16 protein-coding genes are annotated in these 22,280 nt (G+C 65.4%); 6 read left to right on the top strand and 10 right to left on the bottom strand.

All coding sequences use genetic code 11. The features are described 5' to 3' along the window. The first annotated feature begins 85 nt into the window (after positions 1-85). Positions 86-1,894 carry an ABC transporter ATP-binding protein gene (locus GBZ48_RS08760; RefSeq protein ID WP_174470682.1) on the top strand — a complete coding sequence of 603 codons (1,809 nt, stop codon included), beginning with the start codon at positions 86-88 and terminating at the stop codon, positions 1,892-1,894. A 10-nt stretch (positions 1,895-1,904) separates the two neighbouring features. Here the strand turns inward: GBZ48_RS08760 and GBZ48_RS08755 are convergent, their stop codons facing one another. The 3 genes from GBZ48_RS08755 to GBZ48_RS08745 are packed head-to-tail and all read right to left on the bottom strand — an operon-like array spanning position 1,905 to position 4,859. Further along, complete coding sequence (locus GBZ48_RS08755; RefSeq protein ID WP_174470681.1) at positions 1,905-2,306, bottom strand: response regulator; 402 nt, start codon at positions 2,304-2,306, stop codon at positions 1,905-1,907. Then, the gene (locus GBZ48_RS08750) at positions 2,303-4,198 is read right to left on the bottom strand and encodes a sensor histidine kinase (protein WP_174470680.1); all 1,896 of its coding nucleotides are present in this window, start codon (positions 4,196-4,198) and stop codon (positions 2,303-2,305) included. Before GBZ48_RS08750 ends, GBZ48_RS08755 begins: the two co-directional genes overlap by 4 nt. Then, on the bottom strand, positions 4,179-4,859 hold the full coding sequence (locus tag GBZ48_RS08745; RefSeq protein WP_246307075.1) for a chemotaxis protein CheC: 681 nt from the start codon (positions 4,857-4,859) through the stop codon (positions 4,179-4,181). The genes GBZ48_RS08750 and GBZ48_RS08745 overlap by 20 nt, the downstream gene beginning before the upstream one ends. A gap of 377 nt (positions 4,860-5,236) precedes the next feature. Here GBZ48_RS08745 and GBZ48_RS08740 point away from each other — a divergent pair, with 377 nt between their 5' ends. Both GBZ48_RS08740 and GBZ48_RS08735 read left to right on the top strand, forming a co-directional pair. Beyond that, positions 5,237-6,049 (top strand): DUF2076 domain-containing protein, encoded by an 813-nt coding sequence (locus tag GBZ48_RS08740; protein ID WP_174470679.1) that lies wholly within the window; start codon positions 5,237-5,239, stop codon positions 6,047-6,049. 281 nt (positions 6,050-6,330) lie between these two features. Continuing rightward, the gene (locus tag GBZ48_RS08735) at positions 6,331-6,528 is read left to right on the top strand and encodes a hypothetical protein (RefSeq protein ID WP_174470678.1); all 198 of its coding nucleotides are present in this window, start codon (positions 6,331-6,333) and stop codon (positions 6,526-6,528) included. A 27-nt stretch (positions 6,529-6,555) separates the two neighbouring features. Here the strand turns inward: GBZ48_RS08735 and GBZ48_RS08730 are convergent, their stop codons facing one another. From GBZ48_RS08730 to GBZ48_RS08720, 3 genes are read right to left on the bottom strand one after another with little or no spacing between them, the layout of a single operon-like run. Further along, the gene (locus tag GBZ48_RS08730) at positions 6,556-7,686 is read right to left on the bottom strand and encodes an HD-GYP domain-containing protein (protein ID WP_174470677.1); all 1,131 of its coding nucleotides are present in this window, start codon (positions 7,684-7,686) and stop codon (positions 6,556-6,558) included. Beyond that, entirely contained in the window at positions 7,683-11,618 is a 3,936-nt protein-coding gene (locus GBZ48_RS08725) for a PAS domain S-box protein (RefSeq protein ID WP_174470676.1), read from the bottom strand. The genes GBZ48_RS08730 and GBZ48_RS08725 overlap by 4 nt, the downstream gene beginning before the upstream one ends. A gap of 4 nt (positions 11,619-11,622) precedes the next feature. Next, positions 11,623-11,889, bottom strand: a complete 267-nt coding sequence (locus tag GBZ48_RS08720) for an FIST N-terminal domain-containing protein (protein ID WP_174470675.1) — start codon at positions 11,887-11,889, stop codon at positions 11,623-11,625. A gap of 335 nt (positions 11,890-12,224) precedes the next feature. Between GBZ48_RS08720 and GBZ48_RS08715 the strand changes: the two genes are divergently transcribed. Next, a complete protein-coding gene (locus GBZ48_RS08715; protein WP_174470674.1) occupies positions 12,225-14,861 on the top strand; it encodes a methyl-accepting chemotaxis protein in 2,637 nt (878 codons plus the stop codon). A gap of 93 nt (positions 14,862-14,954) precedes the next feature. Here the strand turns inward: GBZ48_RS08715 and GBZ48_RS08710 are convergent, their stop codons facing one another. Both GBZ48_RS08710 and ppc read right to left on the bottom strand, forming a co-directional pair. Next, positions 14,955-15,146 carry a hypothetical protein gene (locus tag GBZ48_RS08710; RefSeq protein ID WP_109096229.1) on the bottom strand — a complete coding sequence of 64 codons (192 nt, stop codon included), beginning with the start codon at positions 15,144-15,146 and terminating at the stop codon, positions 14,955-14,957. 294 nt (positions 15,147-15,440) lie between these two features. Continuing rightward, on the bottom strand, positions 15,441-18,212 hold the full coding sequence (ppc, locus tag GBZ48_RS08705; protein ID WP_174470673.1) for a phosphoenolpyruvate carboxylase: 2,772 nt from the start codon (positions 18,210-18,212) through the stop codon (positions 15,441-15,443). Between ppc and GBZ48_RS08700 the strand changes: the two genes are divergently transcribed. Both GBZ48_RS08700 and GBZ48_RS08695 read left to right on the top strand, forming a co-directional pair. Continuing rightward, entirely contained in the window at positions 18,211-18,402 is a 192-nt protein-coding gene (locus GBZ48_RS08700; RefSeq protein WP_174470672.1) for a hypothetical protein, read from the top strand. The genes ppc and GBZ48_RS08700 overlap by 2 nt on opposite strands. A gap of 72 nt (positions 18,403-18,474) precedes the next feature. Beyond that, positions 18,475-19,419 (top strand): hypothetical protein, encoded by a 945-nt coding sequence (locus GBZ48_RS08695; RefSeq protein ID WP_174470671.1) that lies wholly within the window; start codon positions 18,475-18,477, stop codon positions 19,417-19,419. Between the two features lie 330 nt (positions 19,420-19,749). Here the strand turns inward: GBZ48_RS08695 and GBZ48_RS08690 are convergent, their stop codons facing one another. Continuing rightward, positions 19,750-20,634, bottom strand: a complete 885-nt coding sequence (locus GBZ48_RS08690; protein WP_174470670.1) for a hypothetical protein — start codon at positions 20,632-20,634, stop codon at positions 19,750-19,752. Between the two features lie 148 nt (positions 20,635-20,782). After that, the gene (locus GBZ48_RS08685; protein ID WP_174470669.1) at positions 20,783-21,844 is read right to left on the bottom strand and encodes a hypothetical protein; all 1,062 of its coding nucleotides are present in this window, start codon (positions 21,842-21,844) and stop codon (positions 20,783-20,785) included. Positions 21,845-22,280: the final 436 nt, after the last annotated feature.

Genomic DNA, 22,280 nt, shown 5'->3' with positions numbered 1-22,280 from the left:
GAGGGACTTCAACACCGCATTTCCCAATGGCTCCTTTGGCGGGGCCGCCGCCCGTATGGCCGGCCCCTGCCCCGGTGGGATTCCCATGGCACAGTCGAAACGCGCCCCACGGCCGAACGCCATCCGCAGCGTTCTGGCCTTCACCTTCCGTCACTGGCGCCGCCAGACCCCGCTGGCCGTCGGCATCGCCGGCGCCATCGCCCTGTCGACGCTGGCCGACGTCTTCATGCCGCTGTTCGCCGGCCGGCTGGTCGATGCCCTCACCATGCTGCCGGGCGACCGCGACGCGGCGCTGCATGCGGCTCTGACCGCCTTTGGTGCCATGGTGGCACTCGGCGTCGGCATGGTGGTGATGCGCCACATCGCCTGGAGCGGCGTCATCCCCTTCACCCTGCGCATCATGGCGGATGTCGGTCAGGACAGCTTCCACCGCATCCAGCGCTTCTCCACCGACTGGCACGCCAACAGCTTCGCCGGGTCGGTGGTGCGCAAGATCACCCGCGGCATGTGGGCGCTCGACACGCTGGATGACACGCTGCTGCTGGCGCTGTGGCCGTCGCTGGTCGTGCTGATCGGCACGATGGTGACATTGGGGCTGCATTGGCCGGCGATGGGGCTGGTCATCGCGCTCGGCACCGCGGTCTACATCGCGATGACGGTGCTGTTCTCCACCCTCTACATCGCGCCGGCTGCCCGGCTGTCGAATGCCTGGGACACCAAGCTGGGCGGGACGCTGGCCGACGCCATCGGCTGCAACGCCGTGGTCAAGGCCTTCGGCGCCGAACCGCGCGAGGACGACCGCCTGTCCACCGTCGTCGGCAAATGGAGCCGCCGCACCCACCGCACCTGGACCCGCCACACCCGCCACAGCACCGTGCAGCTGGTGGTGCTGCTGCTGATCCGCAGTGCCGTGGTCGCCACCGCGCTCTGGCTGTGGTGGCGCGGGCAGGCGACGCCGGGCGACGTCGCCTATGTGCTGACGACCTATTTCGTCGTGCATGGCTATCTGCGCGACATCGGCATGCACATCAATCACCTCCAGCGCTCCGTCAACGAGATGGAGGAGCTGGTGGCGATCCATGCCGAGCCGCTGGGGGTGGAGGACCGGCCGGACGCCATTCCGATCCGCATCCGGGCGGGTGAGGTGCGCTTCGATCACGTCACCTTCCAGTATGGCGGCCACACCACGCCGCTCTACCGCGACCTGTCGCTGACCATCAGGGCGGGCGAGCGGGTCGGGCTGGTCGGGCCGTCGGGGTCGGGCAAGACCACCTTCGTCAAGCTGATCCAGCGTCTCTATGACGTGACCGACGGCCGGGTGCTGATCGACGGGCAGGAGGTGGCGGGGGCGACGCAGCACTCCCTGCGCTCCCAGATCGCCATCGTCCCGCAGGAGCCGATCCTGTTCCACCGCACGCTCGCGGAGAACATCGCCTATGGCCGCCCCGGCGCGTCGATGGCGGAGATCGAGCGGGCAGCCAGGCTCGCCAACGCCCATGATTTCATCGTCCGCCTGCCGAAGGGCTATGCGACGCTGGTCGGCGAGCGCGGCGTCAAGCTGTCGGGCGGCGAGCGGCAGCGGGTGGCGCTGGCCCGCGCCTTCCTGGCCGACGCGCCGATCCTGATCCTGGACGAGGCGACATCCAGCCTGGATTCGGAATCGGAGGCGCTGATCCAGGAGGCCATCGAACGGCTGATGCAGGGTCGCACCGCCATCATCATCGCCCATCGCCTGTCCACCGTGCGCACGCTGGACCGCATCCTGGTCTTCAACCAGGGCCGGGTGGTGGAGGAAGGCAGCCACGCCGTCCTGCTCCACCGGCCGGGCGGGCTCTATCGCCGCCTGTTCGAACAGCAATCTGCGCCGGAGCCGGTCCGGCGGATCGGGGGCTAAAGTCTGCCCCTCACACGAACAGTTCCATCGTCTGCGGCACGTTGCGCGGCGTCTCCCCCGCCAGGATGGCGCGGGCGACGTCAACGGCGGCGAGCAGGCCGCTTTCGGTGAAGGGCTTGGGCAGGCAGCCGATGCCGGTCAGCGGGCCGTCCTTCTTCAGCTCGTCGCGGAAAGAGGTGATGAACAGGCAGGGCACGCCCAGCTTGGTCAGTCCCCGCGCGGCGTCGATGCCGTTGGTGCCCATGCCCAGATGCACGTCGACCAGGGCGAGATCCGGCTTGTCGTCCGCGGCGATTTCCACCGCTTCCAAGGCTGTGACTGCCGGGCCGATGACGCTGTGGCCGACATTTTCCAGATAGAGCTGCTGTTCGAGCGCGATCAGCACCTCGTCTTCAACCAGCAGGATCTTCATCCCGAGATCTCCTCTGGCGAAGAAGTCTCCAGCAGCGGCACCTCGTCCGGCACCGGCAGCTCGATGCGGAAGGTGGTCCCCTGCGTGGCGGTGTCGATGTCGACGCTGGCCCGGATCTGGCCGGCGAGGCTGGAGATCAGGCGCATGCCCAGGCTGCGGCTCTTGCGGATGTCGAAGTTGGACGGCAGGCCGGGACCGCGGTCCGAAACGGTCAGGGCGAGCTTCTCGCCTTCGCGCCGGAAGGTGACCGTCACCCGCGCCGCGCTGTTGCCGCGATGCTTGACCGCGTTGGTGATCAGTTCGTTGGCGATCAGGCCGAGCGGGGCGGCATGGTCGATGGGCAGGTCGACCACGTCCGACCGCACGGCGATGTCGCACATGCTGTCGCCACCGGATGCCCGCGCCAGATCCTCGCACAGCTCGTTCAGGTAGGTGCCGAACTCGATGGTCTGGAACTGGTCGGCCTGATAGAGCCGGTTGTGGACGCGGGCAATCGCCTCGATGCGGCTGCGGGCATCCTGGAAATGCACCCGCACCCCCTCGTCGGGCAGGCTCAGCGTCTGCAGGGTCAGCAGGCTGGATACCAGCTGCAGACTGTTCTTGACGCGGTGGTTGACCTCGCGCAGCAGGGTCGATTTCTGGCCGACCAGCTTCCGCAGCGCCGCCTCCATCGACTTGATCTCCGTCACGTCGATGTGCATCAGCACGGTGCCGCCGAAGGGGCCCGCCGGCATCGGGGCGGCGAGGCAGCGGAACCAGTGCTGGTTGTTGGTGATATATTCCGCCGACACCGGCGGCCCGCCTTCGCTCAGCAGCCTGCGCAGGCTGTCCATCACGGTGTCGGCGCGCGGGTCGGCGGTCTCGCCCCGGCCGCAATGGTCGAGATAATCGTCGCCGACGATGCAGCCCTGGCCGAGGAAGGTCGTTTCCGGCCCGGCTTCGGCCCAGGCGCGGTTGACCGAGACGATGTGGCCGGAGCGGTCGAGCACCGCGATGAAGGCCGGCAGCGCGTCCAGCGTCGCCTTGGTCTGCTCGGCAAGCTGGCGCATGGCAAGCGCGCTGGTCCGCAGCTCCTCCCGGGTGCGGCGGCGTTCGGTGATGTCCCGCAGGATGCCGGTGATGAAGCTGCGCCCTTCCGATTCCCAGCGCGCCATCGACAGTTCCAGGTCGATGTGGCTGCCGTCGCGGCGCCGGCCGGACAGTTCCACCGGCTGGGCTGCGGTATCGATGCCGGCAGCCCCCGGCCCACTGCCCTCCGCCATGGCGATCCAGTCGGGAGCATCCTCGCCCAGCAGCACGGCGACGCTCTGTCCGATCAGCTCGTCCGGGCGATAGTCGAACTGACGCGTGGCGGTGCCGTTCATCCACTGCACCATGCCGCGGGTGTCGGTGGTGATGATGGCGTCGGGCGCCGTGTCGACGATAGCGCGATAGCGTGCGTCGCGCTGTTCGCGCAGCACCCGTTCGCGGTTCACCGACGCGGTGACATCGGTCACCTGGATCAGGCAGCGCGCCTCGTTGCCCGCGGATTGCGAATGGGGCGAGGATGCATGCGTCGGCAGCGGGCGGATCACCACATTGTGGACCATCCGTCGCCCGTCCGGCAGGCGCAGCGGGAACAGCATCGGGTTCAGCGTGTGCGACAGCACACCGGGCGCGCCAGTGGCCAGCGTGTCGCGCACGGCGATGTGCAGGCGCGATTCCCGCAGGTTGGGCAGGGCATCGAACAGGTCGTGCCCGAGGATCTCCCTGGCCGTCAGGGTGGAGGCCTGCTCCATCCAGCCGTTCCAGTAGAGAACGCGGCAATGGCGGTCCAGAAGCAGGATGCCGGCATCCAGCGCGCCGAGGACATCCAGTGCCCAGGTGGGTTGTTCAGGCAATCTGGGAGCCATGAGACGACGTTCCAGCGGATGTGGGTTCTTCGGCGGCGATGCCTTCGATGAAGGCGTGGATCAGTTGCTTCAGGGACTGCAGGGACGAAACCCCCATCAGCAGGGCAATGTAGCCGCGGATGCTGCGGCTGCGGATGGTGAAATCGATGTAGAGGAACAGCACCAGCTCATCGCCGCCGCCGACCTTGTCCTTGAGGATGTTGGCGCCGTCGCCGCGCAGCACCGCCGGCAGCGAGATGGTCAGCCGGTCCTTCAGCGCGTTGGCGACCACCACCAGGCAACCGTTCAGGATGATGTTGCCGATCTCCGCCAGGGCGTCCTGCTCCAGATCGACGATTTCCGCCAGGGTCAGGTCGCCGCCCAGGACCGCGCGGGCCAGTTCCAGGCTGTTGGCCTCCGGAAAGATCAGCATGGCGCGCCCGTCGAAGGAGCCCTGGAACTGCTGCTCCACCGCCACCAGCCCGCTGCGCTCGCGCGCAGACAGGAAATCGGACGCCTCCTGCCGGCTGACGATGTCCACGGTCGGCACGGACAGCAGGACCTGGTCGTTGACCATGCGGCTGAGATGGGTGGCGGCTCGGCCGACCCCCATATTCACCAACTCGGTCAGCGCATCGCGCTCCAGGTCGGTCAGTTCCACCATCTCTCGGCGCCTGTTCATCTTGGTCTCGGCTTCTCAACCGGCGCCGCCGGGCGGTCGCGTCACAAATGTGGCCTATCGATGGGAAAAAAGGCACCCCCGTCAATGTCATATGTTAATCCCGCGACGCCATAGCCGATATAGCCGCCCACTTCCCACAATGGTCAGCCCGACAATCCACCATCCAAAGACCCAAGTTCGGAACCTTTGGCAAGTCGCTGGAATTTTTGCGCAATATTGCTTAAGACGCGAAACTAAATGACCGGCGCGGTGTTGTGGAGCGGGACAGTCTTTCAAGGCGGGAACACCTCACAAGGGACTTGTCCTGCGGGGGATGGCGACTCCACATGTAGAGGAGGCGTCCCCTTGCGATGGGCGCCATGTCTTAGGAGACGTCGATGACCCCCGAGGAACGCACGCTTCTGTTCGACCTGTTCCGCCGCCTGCGCGATGTGGAGTCCCAGCAGACCTCCCAGCCGCGCGACGCCGAAGCGGAGGACTTCATCCGCCGGTCGGTGCAGGACCAGCCGCTGTCGTCCTACTACATGGCGCAGACCGTCTTGGTGCAGCAGCAGGCGCTGGCCGCGGCACAGACCCGGATCGAGGAGCTGGAGCGTCAGCTGCGCGAACGTCCGGCCCAGCCGGCCCAGTCCGGCGGCAGTTTCCTGTCCAACGCGCTCGGCATCGGACGCAGCCCGTGGGGCCGTGGGGCCGAACCTCGCCCTGCCCCCTCCTATCCGCAGGCGCCCCAGGGGCAGCCACAGGGCCAGCCGCAGCAACAGCCTGCTGCCGGCCGCAGCCCGTGGGGGGCGGCGCCGGGTGCCGCCTATCCGCAGCAGCAATACAGCCCCTCCCCTTTCCCGCAGCCGGGCATGGCCCCGCGCGGCGGCGGATTCTTCGCCGGTGCGGCGCAGACCGCGGCGGGCGTGGCCGGCGGCATGCTGGCGGCGAGCGCCATCTCGTCCCTGCTGCACCATTCGCCCGGCCCCTTCGGCACGGCGATGGCCCAGCCCATGGCCGGCGAAACGATCAACGAGACGGTGATCACCAACAACTATTACGGTGACGACCAGGGCCCGCAAAGCGATGCGGGCGGCGACACGGCGCAGGATGCCGCCTATGCGCCCGATCCGCCGCCGGCCGACGATGCATCGTACGACGATCCGTCCTTCGACGATGGCGGCAGCGGCGGGGACGATTCCTGGGTCTGAGCCTACGGTTACGGACAGGTTCGGACCGGCTCGCGATTCTGCAGTCTGCGATTGCCTGTTGCGTCGCAGAATGCAGAGTCGAGGGATGGCATCCTCCTGACGATCCGAGCCATGGTTAACAGGCACGCGGCCGTGACGGGTGGAGGGGGCCGATCACGGCCGCGTGCCGCTACAATCTTCCGCACACATAAGGTCTTTCCCTGATCGAGAGCTTTACCGTCCTGCTTTGGTATGAGCCTTGCTCCCTTGGTCGCGGTTCAGTTCAAACGGAAACACCCTCCATGGCCATAACCGTCACCATCGCCCCCTGCCGCGCCGACCGGTCGCCGAATGGCCGGATGCGGTTGCCGCTTCAACTGCTTGAGATCGCCCAGGCGATGTCGGACGATTGCGACGGGGATCCAATCCACATTCTGGACTCGGACGGTCAGGAGGCTGCGGTGATCGGCCGGCGCGAGGTCGAGATCGAGCTGTTCTGAGAATGGGCGCGACATGGCGCCCGATCCTCACTCCTCGTCTTTATAGCGGCTGGCAATGTCCCTGAACTCGTCCTCCAGTACGCTGAAGGCGGCGACCACGGCGGGATCGAAATGGCTGCCGCTGCCTTCGCGGATGATGGAGGCTGCCTTTTCGTGCGGGAAGGGCGGCTTGTAGCAGCGGCGGCTGATCAGCGCATCATACACGTCGGCAACCGCCATCAGGCGGGCCGACAGCGGGATCGCCTCCCCTGCCAAGCCCTGGGGATAGCCGGTGCCGTCCCAGCGCTCGTGATGGCCATGGGCGATCTCGCGGGCGATGCGCAGGAACGAGTTTCCGCCGGCAATGGCGGGTTCAGCCTGCCCTTCGGCGGCGAAAATGGCATCATGCCCCAGGGTCGCGTGGGTCTTCATCACCTCGAACTCCTCGTCGCTGAGCTTGCCCGGCTTCAGCAGGATCGAGTCCGGAATGCCGACCTTGCCGACATCGTGCAGCGGCGCCGATTTGTAGAGCAGCTCGATGGTTTCCTCGTCCAGCTGGCCGGCATAGCGCGGGTCGCGGCTGAGATGGAGGGCGAGCGCCAGCACATAATTCTGGGTCCGCCGGATGTGGTTGCCGGTTTCGTTGTCGCGGGTTTCCGCCAGCGAGGCCATGGCGCGGATGGTGGCGTCCTGGGCGCGCAGCAGGTCGCGGGTGCGCTCCGCCACACGATCCTCCAGCTGCCGGTTCTGGTCGGCGAGCGCGCGCTGCGCCTCGCGCAGGGCGATGTGGGTGCGGACGCGCGCCAGCATCACCGGCGGTGAGATCGGCTTGGTGATATAATCGACCGCACCCACCTCGAACCCGCGGGTCTCGTCATGGACCTGTCCCATGGCAGTGATGAAGATCACCGGCACGCCGCGGGTTCGAACATCGCCCTTCAGCCTCCGGCAAACCTCGACCCCGTCCATGCCCGGCATCATCACGTCCAGCAGGATCAGGTCGGGCAGCGGATCGCCGGCCAGACGGGCAAGCGCCTGCGGGCCGTCCTTCGCCACGATCAGGCCGTAGCTGTCGCGCAACAGATCGGCCATGACCTTCAGGTTGATCGGCTCATCGTCGACGATGAGGATGCGCGGCTTGTCGCCGTTCGGCTGTCTAACCGGGTGCGGCAAACTCATGTCGCGGTCTCTCTCAAATCGCGCAGGCGGTCGCGCAGGTCGGTCAGGGCAGTGGAGGCGTCGTCGAAATCGAAGGCGCCGGCATGGCGGTTCACCCGCTCGGCCAGGGACGTCACCGGGCTGCCGGCCAGCAAGCGGGCAAGCGCGTCGGCCAGATCGCCCGCTTCCGGATCTCCGGCGATCAGTAGACCGCCCAGCCGGTCGGACAGCGATTGCGCCGCGTGCAGCATGTCGCGTGGAAGGCTGGTCGGTATCCGCGGTTCGGGCTGCGGGGTGACGTCCGCAACCGGCCGGCCGAGCGTGCCGATTCCCTCGACCACCCGCGCAAGGGCATCGGCAAGCCGGTCGAGCAAGCCGTCCTCGACGGCCGGCGGGACCGTCATCGCGCCGGCTTCCACCCGGCCCGCCAGACCGGACAACTCCATGGCGCCGATGGTGGCCGCGGTGCCCTTCAAGGTGTGGGACAGCCGCAGCACGTCCTTCCAACGCTCCTCACGAATGGCGGTGGACAGACGCACCGCCTCTGCCTCATGGGTGGCGGCGAAATCGATCAGGATTCGGCGCAGCAGGGCGAGGTTGCCGTTCACATTGCGCCGGGCGACCGCGAGGTCGAGCGCCGGCAGGCTGTCGGGCAGCACCTGGGCGGCCGTTACCGCGGAGACCGTCGGCATCGCGGCATTTCCGGTGGCCGCCGCCGCGCCGCCGCCGAGTCCGCGCACCGGCTTCAGCCAGCGGGCGAGTGCGGCATAGAGCGCCTCCGGATCGATCGGCTTGGAGACATGGTCGTTCATGCCGGAATCGAGGCAGCGCTCGCGGTCGCCAGCCATGGCGTGGGCGGTCATGGCGACGATCGGCAGGCTCGACAGCTCCAGCTTTCGCCGGATCAGCCGCGTCGTCTCGTAGCCGTCGAGGCCCGGCATCTGCACATCCATCAGCACGAGATCGAACTTCACCTCGCGCAGGCATTGCAGGGCCTCCTCGCCGCTGCCGACGACGGTGGCCTCGATGCCGACCAGCTCCAGCAGGCCGCAGGCGACCTGCTGGTTGACCAGATTGTCCTCCACCAGCAGCACGCTGCGGCCGACCAGCGCCGAAAGCTCTGTCGACTGGGCCGGATCATGCACGCGGCGCGCGGACTCGGCAGGCCGGGCCGCAGCCCTGCCCAAGGCCATCATCACCGAATCGAACAGGGCGGACGGCGTCACCGGCTTTTCCAGCACGGCGGTGACCGGCCGGTCGGGACCGGCCTCGCTCGTGTTCTTCAGCGCGCCGTCCAGCGCCCCCTGCACCCCGTCGGCGCCATAGGCGGTGGTCATCACCACAGGCGGCTGGGCGCCCGGCAATGCGCGCAGGCGGCGCAGCGTCTCCACCCCGTCCAGTTCCGGCATGCGCCAGTCCAGCACCACCAGTTCCACCGGCGGCTCGATGCCGGCCTGCCCCTCCTCCAGCCGGCGCAGCGCCGACAGGCCGTCGCCGACCGATTCGACGGTCAGGCCGAAGCGTTCCAGCATGTCGGTCAGAATCGAGCGCACGGCGTCGCTGTCGTCCACCACCAGCACGCGGCGATCCATCAGGTCGCGCGGCAGCCGGTTGTCGGTGGTGTCGCCGGCGGCCACGCGGCAGCGGATGGAAAAGCGGAAGATGCTGCCTTCGCCCGGCCGGCTTTCCACCGACACGGTGCCGTCCATCAGCTCCACCAGCTGCCGGCAGATCGCCAGTCCCAGCCCGGTGCCGCCGAAACGCCGCGTGGTGGAGCTGTCGGCCTGGGTGAAGGGGCGGAACAGGGCGGCGGCCTGTTCCGGCGACATGCCGATGCCGGTGTCGCAGACCTCCACCTCCAGCCGGTAATCGTCGGCGGTGCCGATGCGCCCGCCGACCGTCACCACCACCTCGCCCCGTTCGGTGAACTTCACGGCGTTGGAGACGAGGTTCAGGATGACCTGACCCAGCCGCAGCGGGTCGCCGACCAGCGTGCCCGGCACCCCGCCATGCAGGTCGACGATCAGTTCCAGCCCCTTTTCCCGCACCTTGGGCAGGACGACGGTCGCCACCTCCTGCAACACATCGCCGATGTGGAAGGGGATCGTCTCGATCGTCAGCTTTCCGGCCTCGACCTTCGAGAAGTCGAGGATGTCGTTGATGATGCCGAGCAGACTGCGCGAGGAGGCGTGGATCTTGTCGAGGTAATCGCGCTGGCGTGGCGTCAGCTCCGTCTTTATCATCAGGTGGCTGAGACCGATCACCGCGTTCATCGGCGTGCGGATCTCGTGGCTCATGTTGGCCAGGAAATCGCTCTTCTGCCGGTTGGCGCGGTCGGCCTCCTCCTTGGCGCGGGCAAGCTCGTCCTCGGTCCGCTTGCGGTCTGTCACATCCTTGTGGATGCCGGTGATGCGGGTCGGCAGCCCGTCGGCGTCGCGGTCCGTCACCTTGCCGGCCGACAGGATCCAGACCCAGGCGCCCGATTTGTGGCGCATGCGGAACTCGACCTCATAGACCGGGGCGCGGCCGGACACATGATCCTCCAGCGTCGCCAGCACGCGATCGCGGTCGCCCTCGTGCAACAGCGCCAGCCAGGTGGCGCCCCTGCCCGGCAGTTCGCCGGGCGCATAGCCGAGCATGCCGAGCCAGAGATCGGAGAAATAGGCATGGTCCGTCACCGGGTTCCAGTCCCACAGCCCGGTGATGGAGGCGTCCAGCGCCACCGTCAGCCGCTCCTCGCTTTCCTGCAAGGCGGTCAGCATGCGCTGGCGCTCGGTGATGTCCTGGAAGACGGTGACGGAGCCGACGATGCGGCCATCCTCGCGCAGCGGCACCGCGGTGATGGCGATGGGGAAGATCGTGCCGTCGCGCCGGACGAAATGATCGGTTTCCGAGCGATGGATCTCGCCGCGCCGGACGCTGTTGAGGACGGTGCAGTCCTTGCCGGCGACCGGCCGTCCCTGCCCGTCCTTGTAATGCACGGCGTCATGGAGGGTGATGCCACGAAGATCCTCCAGCGACCAGCCGAGCAGCCGTTCGGCCTCAGGATTCAGGAAGGTGCAGAAGCCGTTGCGGTCCAGCGAGTAGACGCCCTCGCCCATGCTGTCGGTGATGCTCTGCAGGAAGCGGCGGCTGTCCTCAAGCTCCGCCTCCATCCGCTTGCGCTCGGTGATGTCGGTGCGGATGGCGACGTACTGGTGCGGTTGGCCGTCGGCGGTCAGCTGCGGGACGATGGTCGCCGCCACCCAATATTCCTCGCCCGCCTTGGTGCGGTTGCAGATCTCGCCGTGCCAGACCTGCCCGTCCATGACGGTGTGCCACATCTCCGCGAAGAAGCCGGAGGGGTGGTGGCCGGAATTGACGATGCGATGCGACCGGCCGAGCAGCTCTTCGCGGGGGAAGCCGCTGATCTGGCAGAATTTGTCGTTGGCGTAGGTGATGATGCCGCGGTGGTCGGTGATGCTGACGATGGCATGCTGGTCGAGCGCGAATTTCTGCTGTTCCAGTGCCCGTTGCGCAGCGGAGCGCTCCTCCACCAGCCCTGCCATCAGTTGGCTCAGCCGTTCCAGGCTGTCGGTCGGGCTGCTGTCTGCCGCATCCGGCAGTTCGGGACGGTCGTCCGCCCGCAGCAGGCTGTTGGCGATGCCGCGCAACCGGCGGATGGCATGGGCCTGCGCCCCCGCCTCGCGCCGCAGGCGCTCGTTGGTGTCGACCAGTTCCTCGGAACTCAACTGCAGGCTGCTTGCGCGGAGCGTCAGGTCGCGGTCGGCCTGCTCATAGCTCTGGCCGATGCGGGTGAACAGCGCCGGCAGCGTCTCCAGCATCCGCGCCGCCTCCGCCGACAGGCCGGCGGTGCCGGCAAGCGCCTTCAACTCCGCCAGGACGGAGTCCGCCGCTTCGGCGGTCGGCAGGCCCAGCACCCGTTTGAACTGGCTTTGCAGCGGGCTGTGCATGCGGTCAGCATTCCGTCAGGAGGGCGACCGTCATAGCGCCGTGACTGGCGGCGGCGGTGGCGATGCAGGAACCGTCGAGGACGCTGTCCTCCGCGATCTCACCCGCCGTGCTGCATCCCACCGTTTTCGCGTCGGGGCAGGCGGCCGTCAGCCGGGTGGCGAAGCCTGGACTGTCGAAGATGTCAACGGAGCCGAAGACCAGGACGAGATCGGCGGACTGCGGAGACAGCTCCGCCCCGGGAGGTGCAAACGCCGATTGCCAGACCCGCATGCCTCTCCCCAAAGTCGATGACTTCCAGTCCGAGACTATCATGCGGCTGGGAACGGGAAGAGACACTATAACGTTCGTAAGCTGCGGATGGTCATAATGACGCATGCCGAAATCACCATCCGAACAGGCTGTGACGATTCGGTTATGACCGGTGAAGGCAGAAAATGAGAGTTCCCCCGTAAGGATCTGTCAACCACACTGCGGTATGGTTGGCCTGCCAAGCAGTGTGGATCGGAACAGTCCCTGGGAGCGGGGGAGCGGTTTGCAGCCGGCAGCAACGAACAAAACGGGCAAAAAGCCCAGAGCGGATGCACTTTCCGGGGAGCAGGACGCATATGACGATGAACGCGCGTGACGAGACCTCGATGCCCCACCACCCAACCGGTGCCGCAGGCGGCCGCAGGCTGGGCGTGCGCGGCAAGCTTCTGCTCGCCTTCGCCGGCATGGCCGGCATGACGGTCGCCGCCAGCATGGTCGGGCTGACCTCCTTCTCGGCGGTGGAACGGCCGCTGACGCAGATCGTCGGTACCGGCCTGCCGGAGATGGAACTGGCGAAGCGCCTGTCCGGTGAGAGCAGCGGCATCGCCGCGGCCGCTCCGGTGCTTGCCGCCGCCGAAAGCCAGAACGAGCGCGAGCGCGTCTATGGCGAGATCATGGGCAACGGCAAGGCGCTGGGTGTCCTGGTGGAGGAACTGGCAAGCCACCGCTCCGGCGACCCGCGGATCGGCGAATTGCGCGCCAAGACCCAGGGGCTGATCGCAACGCTGGAACGCGGCAACGCCGCCGCCAACCTGCGCCTGTCCGTCCGCGGCACGCGCGAGACGATGGCGGTCGATCTGGCCAAGTCCTACGACGCCTTCCTCGCCAACCTCGCTCCGCTGACCGAGTGGGCCGGCGCCACACTGCGCGGCAAGGGCGAGACGCTGGACAGCAGCACCGAGCGCGATATGAATTTGCTGGGCGACGCCATCCGCTCGCTGATCACCATGTACGAGGTGCGCGGCGACCTGGGGCTCGCATCGGAAGCGCTGACGCGCGCCGGCGGCGCCGAAACCGCCTTCGCCGTCACCCAGTTCCAGCAGAATTATCTGGAAGCGGCCGCCCGCATGGTCAGCGCCACCGCCCAGGTCGGCAGCCGGCTGAGCAAGGAGACCTCGGACGGGCTGGATGCCTTCTTCCTGCTGGGCGACGGCGCCGACGGCGTCTTCGACATGCGCCGCAAGGCGCTGGAATCGCCGGCCGGCAGCGCCGAGCGCGACGCCATCCGCCAGAAGACGACCGAGGTCCTGGCCGATGCCGCCCGCCGGCAGGCCACTCTGCTGGACCAGATGGAATCGCCGCTGATGCGGCTGAAGGCCGAGATCAAGCTGTCGAGCGTCAACATCCGTTCGCAGACCCGTGACTCGATGCAGGATCTGCTGGGCGACGGTCTGGCCCGCTTCCGCACATATCTGGAACTGTCGACCTACGCCGCCGCCACCGTCGGCGCGCTGAACGAGGCGACGCAGGCGCCCAGCGCCGACCGGCTGGCTATGCTGGAAACCCGCTTCACCACCGCCGCCAAGGCGATGGAGGAGCGGCTGAAGGCGCTCCAGGCAGCCGGCGACGACGGGCTGCCGAAGCTGGTGAAGAGTGCCGAACTGCTGGCCGGCTTCGGCAAGGGCGACAACAGCCTGTTCAAGCTGCGCCGCTCCGAACTCGGCGCCGCCGCCGAGAACGAGAAGGTGCTGGCGGAGAACCGCCAGATCGCCCAGCAGTTCGCCGGCATGGTCGACGGCCAGATCGCCGCGATGAAGCAGGAGGCGGACACCGCCGCCGCCGGGGCCACCGACGCGCTGTCGGCCGGGCGCAAGATGCTGATCCTGTTCGCGGTCGGCAGCCTGATCGGCGCCGCGGCGCTGGCCTGGTTCGTGGTCGGCCGCAACATCGTCGCGCGCCTCAGCCAGCTGTCCGACGCCATGCGGGCGATTGCCGCCGGCAACCTGAACGCGCCGATCCCCGCCGCCGGTTCCGACGAGATCGGCGACATGACCCGTGCCCTGATGGTCTTCCGCGACACCGCCAACGAGGCCAGTGCCGCCAATGCGCGGGCCGAGACCGAACGCAGCCGTGCCGCCGGCGAACGCCGCCGCGCCATGGTCGAGATGGCCGAGAATTTCGAAAGCAGCGTGCGCGGCGTGCTGGACCGCGTTGCCCGCGCCGCCGGCGAAATGCAGGACATGGCCCAGCGGATGAGCCGCAACGCCGAGGCCACCACCGGCGAGGCGGCGACCGCCGCCAGCACGTCCCAGCAGGCCGAAGGCAGCGTCAAGGCGGTCGCCGCCGCAACCGAGGAGTTGTCGGCCTCCATCCAGGAGATCGGCAGCCAGGTCCACGCCTCCAGCCAGATTGCCCGCAAGGCGGCGACCGAGGCGGAGCGCACCGATCGCACGGTGGAGGGCCTGTCGCAGTCGGCCAACAAGATCGGCGAGGTGGTACAACTGATCAACGACATCGCCACCCAGACCAATCTGCTGGCGCTGAACGCCACCATCGAGGCGGCCCGCGCCGGTGAAGCCGGCAAGGGCTTCGCCGTGGTGGCGAGCGAGGTGAAGAGCCTCGCCAACCAGACCGGCAAGGCGACGGAGGAGATCTCCAGCCAGATCCAGGCGATGCAGGCGGTGACCCAGGATGCGGTGGACGCCATCCGCTCCATCGCCGGCACCATCCGCGAAATCAACGAGATCGCCGCCACCGTCGCCGCCGCGGTCGAAGAGCAGAGTGCGGCCACCCGCGAGATCGCCCGCAATGTCGGCGAGGCGGCGGACGGCACACAGCATGTCCGGCGCAACATCGATTCCGTCGCCCGTGCCGCCGCGGAATCCGGCGAGTCCGCCACCCGCGTGCTGACCGCCTCCTCCACCGTCGCGGACGAGGTGCGCTCGCTGGGCTCGCAGGTCGACAGTCTGGTCAACCGCATGCGGGCGGGTTGACCGGGCCACTTAAAACCAAAAACAGAACCGAAAGAAAAAAGCCCCTCTCCCGTCAGCGGAGAGGGGCTTTTTTCATGCGAAGACCGTCGCTGGTCAGCGCCGGGTCCCGACCGTGATCGGGCGCCAGATCACCGCGGCACCGGCACCGGCACCGCAGGCGCCGCCGCAGAATTCCTCATGGGTGTCGGTGGCGCCGCCCTGGGTGCCGCGGTTGCCCTGGGTACCGGTGGCCGTCCGCTCTTGATGCGGTTGGGCCATTTGCTGTTGCTGTGACTGAGTGGTCATACCATTTCTCCTCTCGGGGAGGCATGAGGTATCAAAATACTCATCGACGATCAACTGTGATTTTAGGCAGATCTGTCGTGACTTATTTTGGCCTCAACACCAACGGCCGAGCTTTGTTTTGCGATGCCGAAGAGTTGAGCGTGCATCGCACAAGAAAAGGACAAGACGGACCAAGCCGTTCGTCCGCAAACATAAAACGCCCTTCCTCGCGGCGGAGGAAGGGCGTTTTTGTCGGCAACCATGCGGCGGAACGTCGCCTGCCGCTGCGCTGCGGCAAGAAAAACGGCGGGGAGATCAGCCGCTGTTGCGCAGGCCAGCGGCGATGCCGTTGATGGTCAGATGGATGCCGCGGGCGATCTGCTCGCCGCTGTCACTGGTGCGGTGACGCTTCAGCAGCTCGACCTGGACGTGGTTCAGCGGGTCCAGATAGGGGAAGCGGTTGCGGATCGACCGTGCCAGCAGCGGGTTCTTCTCCAGCAGGGCCGATTGCTCGGTGATTGCCAGCAGGGCGTCGATGCTGTCCTGCCATTCCGCCCGGATGCGGGTGAAGATCGCGTCGCGCAGTGCCGGGTCCGACACCAGCCCGGCATAGCGCGATGCGATGGCGATGTTCGACTTGGACAGCACCATGTCCATGTTGGACAGCAGCGTGCTGAAGAAGCCCCAGTCGCGGTGCATGGCGCGCAGCCGTTCCATCCCGTCGGGATGCTGGGCCAGATAGGCCTTCACCGCCGACCCGAAGCCGTACCAGCCCGGCAGCATCAGGCGGCACTGCGCCCAGCTGAACACCCAGGGAATGGCGCGCAGATCCTCGATGCTGGTCGATTTCTTGCGCGAGGCCGGGCGGCTGCCGATGTTGAGGTTGGCGATTTCGCCGATCACCGTCGATTCCCAGAAATACTTCTCGAAGCCCTCGGTCTCGTAGACCAGCCCGCGATAGGCCCTGAAGGCGTGCTCCGACAGCTCTTCCATGGTCTGGAGGAACTGGTCGGTGCAGGGGGCGGCCGATTCCGGATGCAGCAGCGTGGCTTCCAGCGTCGCCGCGGCCAGCGTTTCCAGGTTGCGGCGGCCGACCTCCGGGTTCGAATACTTGCCGGCGATGACCTCGCCCTGCTCGGTGATGCGGATGGCGCCCTGCACGGCGCCGGCCGGCTGGGCCAGGATCGCCTGATAGCTGGGGCCGCCGCCGCGGCCGACCGAGCCGCCGCGGCCGTGGAACAGCCGCAGACGCACGCCATGCTTGGCGAACACCTCGACCAGCGCGATCTCGGCCTTGTACAGTTCCCAGCCGGAGGTGAGGAACCCACCGTCCTTGTTGCTGTCCGAATAGCCGAGCATCACCTCCTGCAGATTGCCGCGGCTCTCCAAGAAGCGCCGGTAGGCCGGGATCGACAGCAGCCGGTCCATGGTCGCGGCGCAGTTGCGCAGGTCGCCGATGGTCTCGAACAGCGGGGCGATGTTCAGGTCCAGCGCCTTGTCCTTCGGCCTCAGCAGCCCGGCTTCCTTCAGCAGGACGGCGACCTCCAGGATGTCCGACACGCCGTCGGTCTTGGAGATGACGCAGTTCACCACCGCATCGGTGCCGAAGCGGACGCGGGCTTCGGCGGCGGTGCGCAGGATGTCCAGCTCGGAACTGGTCTCTTCGGAATATTCGGCGTAGCTGGAGGCCAGCGGGCGGTTGGTGTCCAGCTCGCGCACCAGGATCTCGATCCGCTCGTCTTCCGACAGCGCCGTGTAATCGACGCCGGCGTCGGCGAAGGACAGCAGCTCCGCCACGGAACGCTCATGCACGTCGGAGTTCTGGCGCAGGTCGATGCTGGCGAGATGGAAGCCGAACAGATCGACCGCGCGGCGCAGGTGACGCAGCCGGCCCTTCGCCAGTGCCGCCGAGCCGTTGACGGTCAGAGAGCGGTCGATGATGTCGAGGTCCGCACGGAATTCCGCCGGGGTCTGGTAGGGCGGTGCGTCGCCCACGGCGTGGCGCGGCGCCTCCAGCCCATCCAGCGTCCGCAGCGTCGCGGCGACCCGCGCATAGATGCCGGAAATCGCGCGGCGGTAGGGCTCCATCTTGCGGTGCGGCGACGGGTCGGGCGAGCGTTCGGCCAGCTGGCGCAGCGGTTCCGACACGTCGATGACGCGGGTGCTGAGCGACAGCTCCGCTCCGAGCGCGTGCAGCTCATCCAGATAGAATTGCAGGGCGCGGGTGCTCTGCATCCGCATCGCCTGGCGCAGCACGGGGGCGGTGACGAAGGGGTTGCCGTCGCGGTCGCCACCGATCCAGCTGCCCATCCGCAGGAAGGACGGAAGCTCCGTCGTCGTCCAGGACGGGTCGGTCTTGCGCAGATGGTCTTCCAGCTGGGCGTAGAAGCGCGGCATCTCGCGCAGGAAGGTGTAGTCGTAGAAGGTCAGTCCGTTGGCCACCTCGTCCGTCACCGCCAGCTTGGTGGCGCGCAGGATCGCGGTCTGCCACAGGGTCAGCACGGCGCGCTGGAGCGATTCGAGGTTGGTGTCCTCCTCCTCCGGCGTCATCGGCCCATGGTCGCGCTCGGCCAGCAGCTTGGCGACCTGCATCTGCACGGTCAGGATGCTCTTGCGCTGTACCTCGGTCGGGTGGGCGGTCAGCACCGGGCTGACCAGCGCGCCGTCGAAGAACTCCTTCAGCTGCTGGGTGGTGACGCCGGCCTTCGTCGCCTCGTCCAGCGCATGGGCCATGGTGCCGTCGCGCGCGGCCGACCCGGCGAGCGCATGGGCGCGGGTGCGGCGGATGTGGTGCTGGTCCTCCGCGATGTTGGCGAGGTGCGAGAAGAAGCTGTAGGCCCGCACCACCCGCGCCGTCTGCGGCGGCGACAGGCTGTTCAGGATCGCCTCCAGTTCCTTGCGGGCGCCCTGGTCCTCTTCGCGGTGAAAGCGGATCGAGGTCTGGCGGATGCGCTCGACGATGTCGAACACCGCCTCCCCTTCCTGGCTGCGGACGGTGTCGCCCAGGATGCGCCCCAGCAGGCGGATGTCTTCGCGGAGCGGCTGGTCCTTCGTCTCGGAACTTTCCTGCAGCAGGATGGCGGACATGGGCGACGGTTTCCTGGTCGAGGATGGACGGGTACGGGTCGATGCGCGAACGAGGATGATCATTTTTCGGGCAGGAGGCACCCCCTGCACGCGAAGTGGTCAGACCATCGGCGACAGCATGCCGATTCTGTCGGAAGTTTCAACCGTCCGTGTGCTGGTGCGAGATAATTTCCATAAGTCGCAGCGCTGAGAAATGCGACGTCGCATATCCCATGTCCGCCTCATCTCTCTCCCCTGCCGGAGGACACGGCTCGATTGGGCGGTGTGCCGTCGCCAAGCCAATGAATTCCCTATCAATGGCCGGCGTCCGAACAATACTATGAGGCCGACGGGAGTCCGCTGTTCCCGTGCCGCCGACCTACAGACCGCAGAGCCAAGGCAAGCGATGAAACCCGTTCCTCCCTTCAAGGTCGCCGGGTTGTTCGTCTGTCATGTCCGTTCCGAACGGATCGAGCGGCATTTCCGGCGTCTCGTCGATCAGACCGGGCACATGATCGACTGGCATTTCATGTTCAATCCGGACAACCGGGCGGAACCGCAAGTCGATTTCGCCTATCGGCCGCCGGACTCCTGCATGCCGGCACGGTATCGGGAGATGGCTGCGCATGGCGGCGTGCAGCGGGGCTACCTGGACGTGGCGATCATTCCCTGCGTCCTGTCCCTCGACGCCGATTTCGTCTGGATCGTCGAATACGACGTCGATTATTCCGGCGACTGGGCGCAGCTTTTCGACCAGTTCAGCCGGAACGCGTCCGATCTCCTGACGACGACCGTCCAGCCGCTCGCCGCAAGTCGCGATTGGTATTATTGGCAGTCGGCAGCGATGCCGGCGTCGGTCAGCCCCGACCTCGCCCACCGGGCGTTTCACCCGATCATGCGCCTGTCCCGCCATTTCGCGCGCACCTATGGGCTGATCATGTCCATCGCCGGCTGGCGCGGCCATTACGAGTTCACCCTGCCGACCGTCGCGCTCGCCGGTGGTTTCACCGTCGAAGACATCGGCGGGCAGGGTCCCCTCTGTCCACCCTCCCGGTGCGGAACCAATTACGAGAACACGCCGCAGGACGAATGCCTGCAACCGGGCACCCTGATATGGCGCCCCTCCCGCCCGCGTTATTTTGCCGAGGATCCAAGCGGCTTCGGCCGGAGCAACATGATCCATCATCCGGTAAAGCCGGACGTTGCGGATTGGGACATGCCTGCGTGACGGGAATGCCGTCACAAATTTCCGCCCAATCCACAGGACACAATCTTGACGGGAAGGTCTGGAGCAATGATTATCATTGCCTCGAAGGATGTTCCCGCTCAGCCTTCGTTTGAAATGACCCTATAACTTAGGAATGGAAAGCATGCCTTTCTCCATCGAAACCGATCTGCCTCTTGGTCCGCCCCCGCCGCCGCCGCCCCCTTCGCCGCTTTATTCTTGATAATACCGCCTTCTGACCTGTCACGCCTTGCCGTTGCAGGTTGAGGTTGCGGGCCATGGCTTGCCATGGCCCCGCCATCTGAATGCAAAGCCAATTTTTTCAACCTTTGTTCAGCACGGCGTGTCGATCGATTGCATCGCCTCGCTCCAGCGCTGTCTCGCCAGCATCTGAGTGTCACGACGTTTCAGCCAGGGGTCCGGCACATAGTTGCCGAGAAACGGGTTGGTGTTGATCTCGAACACCACCGCTCCATCCGGTGTGGCGGCATGGTCCGCGCGACCATACTCGATCCCGGCGGTCTCGAACGCCGGCTTGAGCAGGGGTTCGAACCGATTGGTCGATACGGCGTCGAATTCGTCGGAGACGATGTCTTCCGTAAGACAGTCGTGCCGGCCATACTTGACCATCCACCGGTCTTCGACGGCAATATGCTCCACGACGATCCGGTCCCCGATCCGCCAACTGCCCCATTTGGCCCACAGGGTGCCATTGTACTTCGCATCGACCTTTTCCAGGACGAGAAGGCCACGCAAAGGCACTCCATCCCGGCGTTGGGCGGCAAGAGCCTCGTCGAGTTCGCTTTGGTTGTGATAGAGGGCGTCCGACGGCATCTCATGCTCGTCTTCAAGGCGCAGGAAGACGGGAAAACGCGATGGCCTGGGACGCATGTCCGCCCGATGGACCTCGATGGGATTGCCGGTTTTCTCGCTGAGATTGGTCAGGAGTTCCACGCGGCTCATCGCGCAGGCCGGATCGTTCAGGCAGCGCACGCCAAGATCGCGCAATTTCCGGTACAGGTCGGCGGCTCGTCTCAAGCGGGATGCAGAAAGCCGCTCGAGATCCGCGAAAACATAGGTGGCTCTCGGCACCGTGGATGCCGCAAGAACCTGATCGTAAGTCAGGCTCCTGATGTCCGGAACCGGCACGCCGAACTGGCCTTCGGCAATGCTGCGAAGTGTGTATTGGTGTTCCGGGGTCGTCAGGAGAATGATCATGGAAAGGCCATCGCTGCGTGCGGAAGGTCATCTGGAATCATGACGCCGTGGCAATTACGTACCCTTCGAGTCGAAGGCTGTATATTGATGCCACGGCTCCAATCATCTTGCCAAAAAGCAAGTCGATATTCGTAGGAATTTACCAAATTCATGTCAAGTATATGTGAATACCGTTTTCGAAGTCGATTCGAACTTTTGAGAACGCTGTGCCCGGGCGGAACAGGCTGACCAGTCGATCTATTCTGTTGCGCAATCCGTGATTGTCGCGAGCGAACCGATGCCTGCGCACCACACCTTGTTTGCCGTCCCGATCGAACAGCTTCAATGCGCGGGTGTGGGCATCCGCAATGCCTTCGACGGAATAGCTTTCCATCCGGACGATCGGCAAAAAGTGTTGATCGTGTCGTGAAAACACCAGATCAAGATCAGGAAACTCAGGCGGAACGATGGGTATCAGGCCACATGCCAGAGCATCGAACAACCGTTGCGAAATGTCATTTCTTAAGGGAAGAATTACACTGACCTTGTAGGAAGCCCAATCGAGCAATCTTTGCTCCTGGCTGAATGAAAAATATGCTGGTCTTTTATCGAGTGGGAGAGTGAATACATGCTCATTGGGATATCGTTCCCGATACGAGGCGATCAGTCCATTCCTTTCTCTTGCATCCGCATGGTTGAAGAAGCCGCCATATAATTTGTCGCATCGCCCGGCAGCAACGATTCTCTCCTCCATCGATGCCAGGAAGACGCTGCTCCATTGCGTTATGCAAAGCGGAAGGTGCGGCGCTATGAGGGTGGCCGCATTTGCCATGTCTTCATGTGCGAACCAATGAGCAGGAAACACTGCATCGGCGATCATAGCCGCCCGGCTGTTGAGGATGGGCTCATGATGATTGTCCCATGCCCACAGGGCAACAAAAGGCCGCCTCGGCATATTTTGCAGCTTCCAGGCGAGTATCTCTTCGCTCTTTAGGTGACCGCACAGAATTACGATGTCAAAATCAAAATTTTGATTATCAAAAATTGACTGACTGTACGAAATTACAAATTCATAAGAAGATCTCCCAAAATCTTTATCAAAATCTTCAGGGAAAAGAAAATCATTCTCCGTAAAGAAAAGAACCTTTGGTTCTTTTCTTTCAAGAATGGCGTTCAGTTTTTCAAGTGATCCATCTATTTTTTCTTTGAATATTTTCGGTATCATTGCCATTCATACCATCCAAACCATCAAGATCCGATCTGCGCTACCAATGGAATGGGGAGCGCACGGAAAGATACGAGCCCTATCGCAGCATGGATAATCGTCTAGATTTTGGAAAATCGGAAATCTATATCTCAATTTTTCTTTCATTTTATTCGTATTTCGACAGGTTTATCAAAGAGAAGACTCTGTATTTGCTATAAAGCTCCATCGGTAAACATTTTGGGATTTATACATTGCCATTGAAGCGATACAGAGACTCGGCCGATATCAAGCCATAGCACACCGGCAGATGAATTTGGAGCGCTCATACGCCGATGCGCAATCGCTTCCACAGCTTGACATTGTGACGACGGGCCGTTGCAGCAGACAGCGACACTCAACGGCCATCGGACAGGACTTGCGCTCTCCCCCGCCATAACCCGACACGACGAGCTACTACCAT

The sequence above is a fragment of the Azospirillum melinis genome (assembly GCF_013340935.1).
GTDB lineage: Bacteria > Pseudomonadota > Alphaproteobacteria > Azospirillales > Azospirillaceae > Azospirillum > Azospirillum melinis.
Note: the sequence above shows the minus strand (reverse complement) of the source record. Positions and strands in the feature narration are given on the sequence as shown.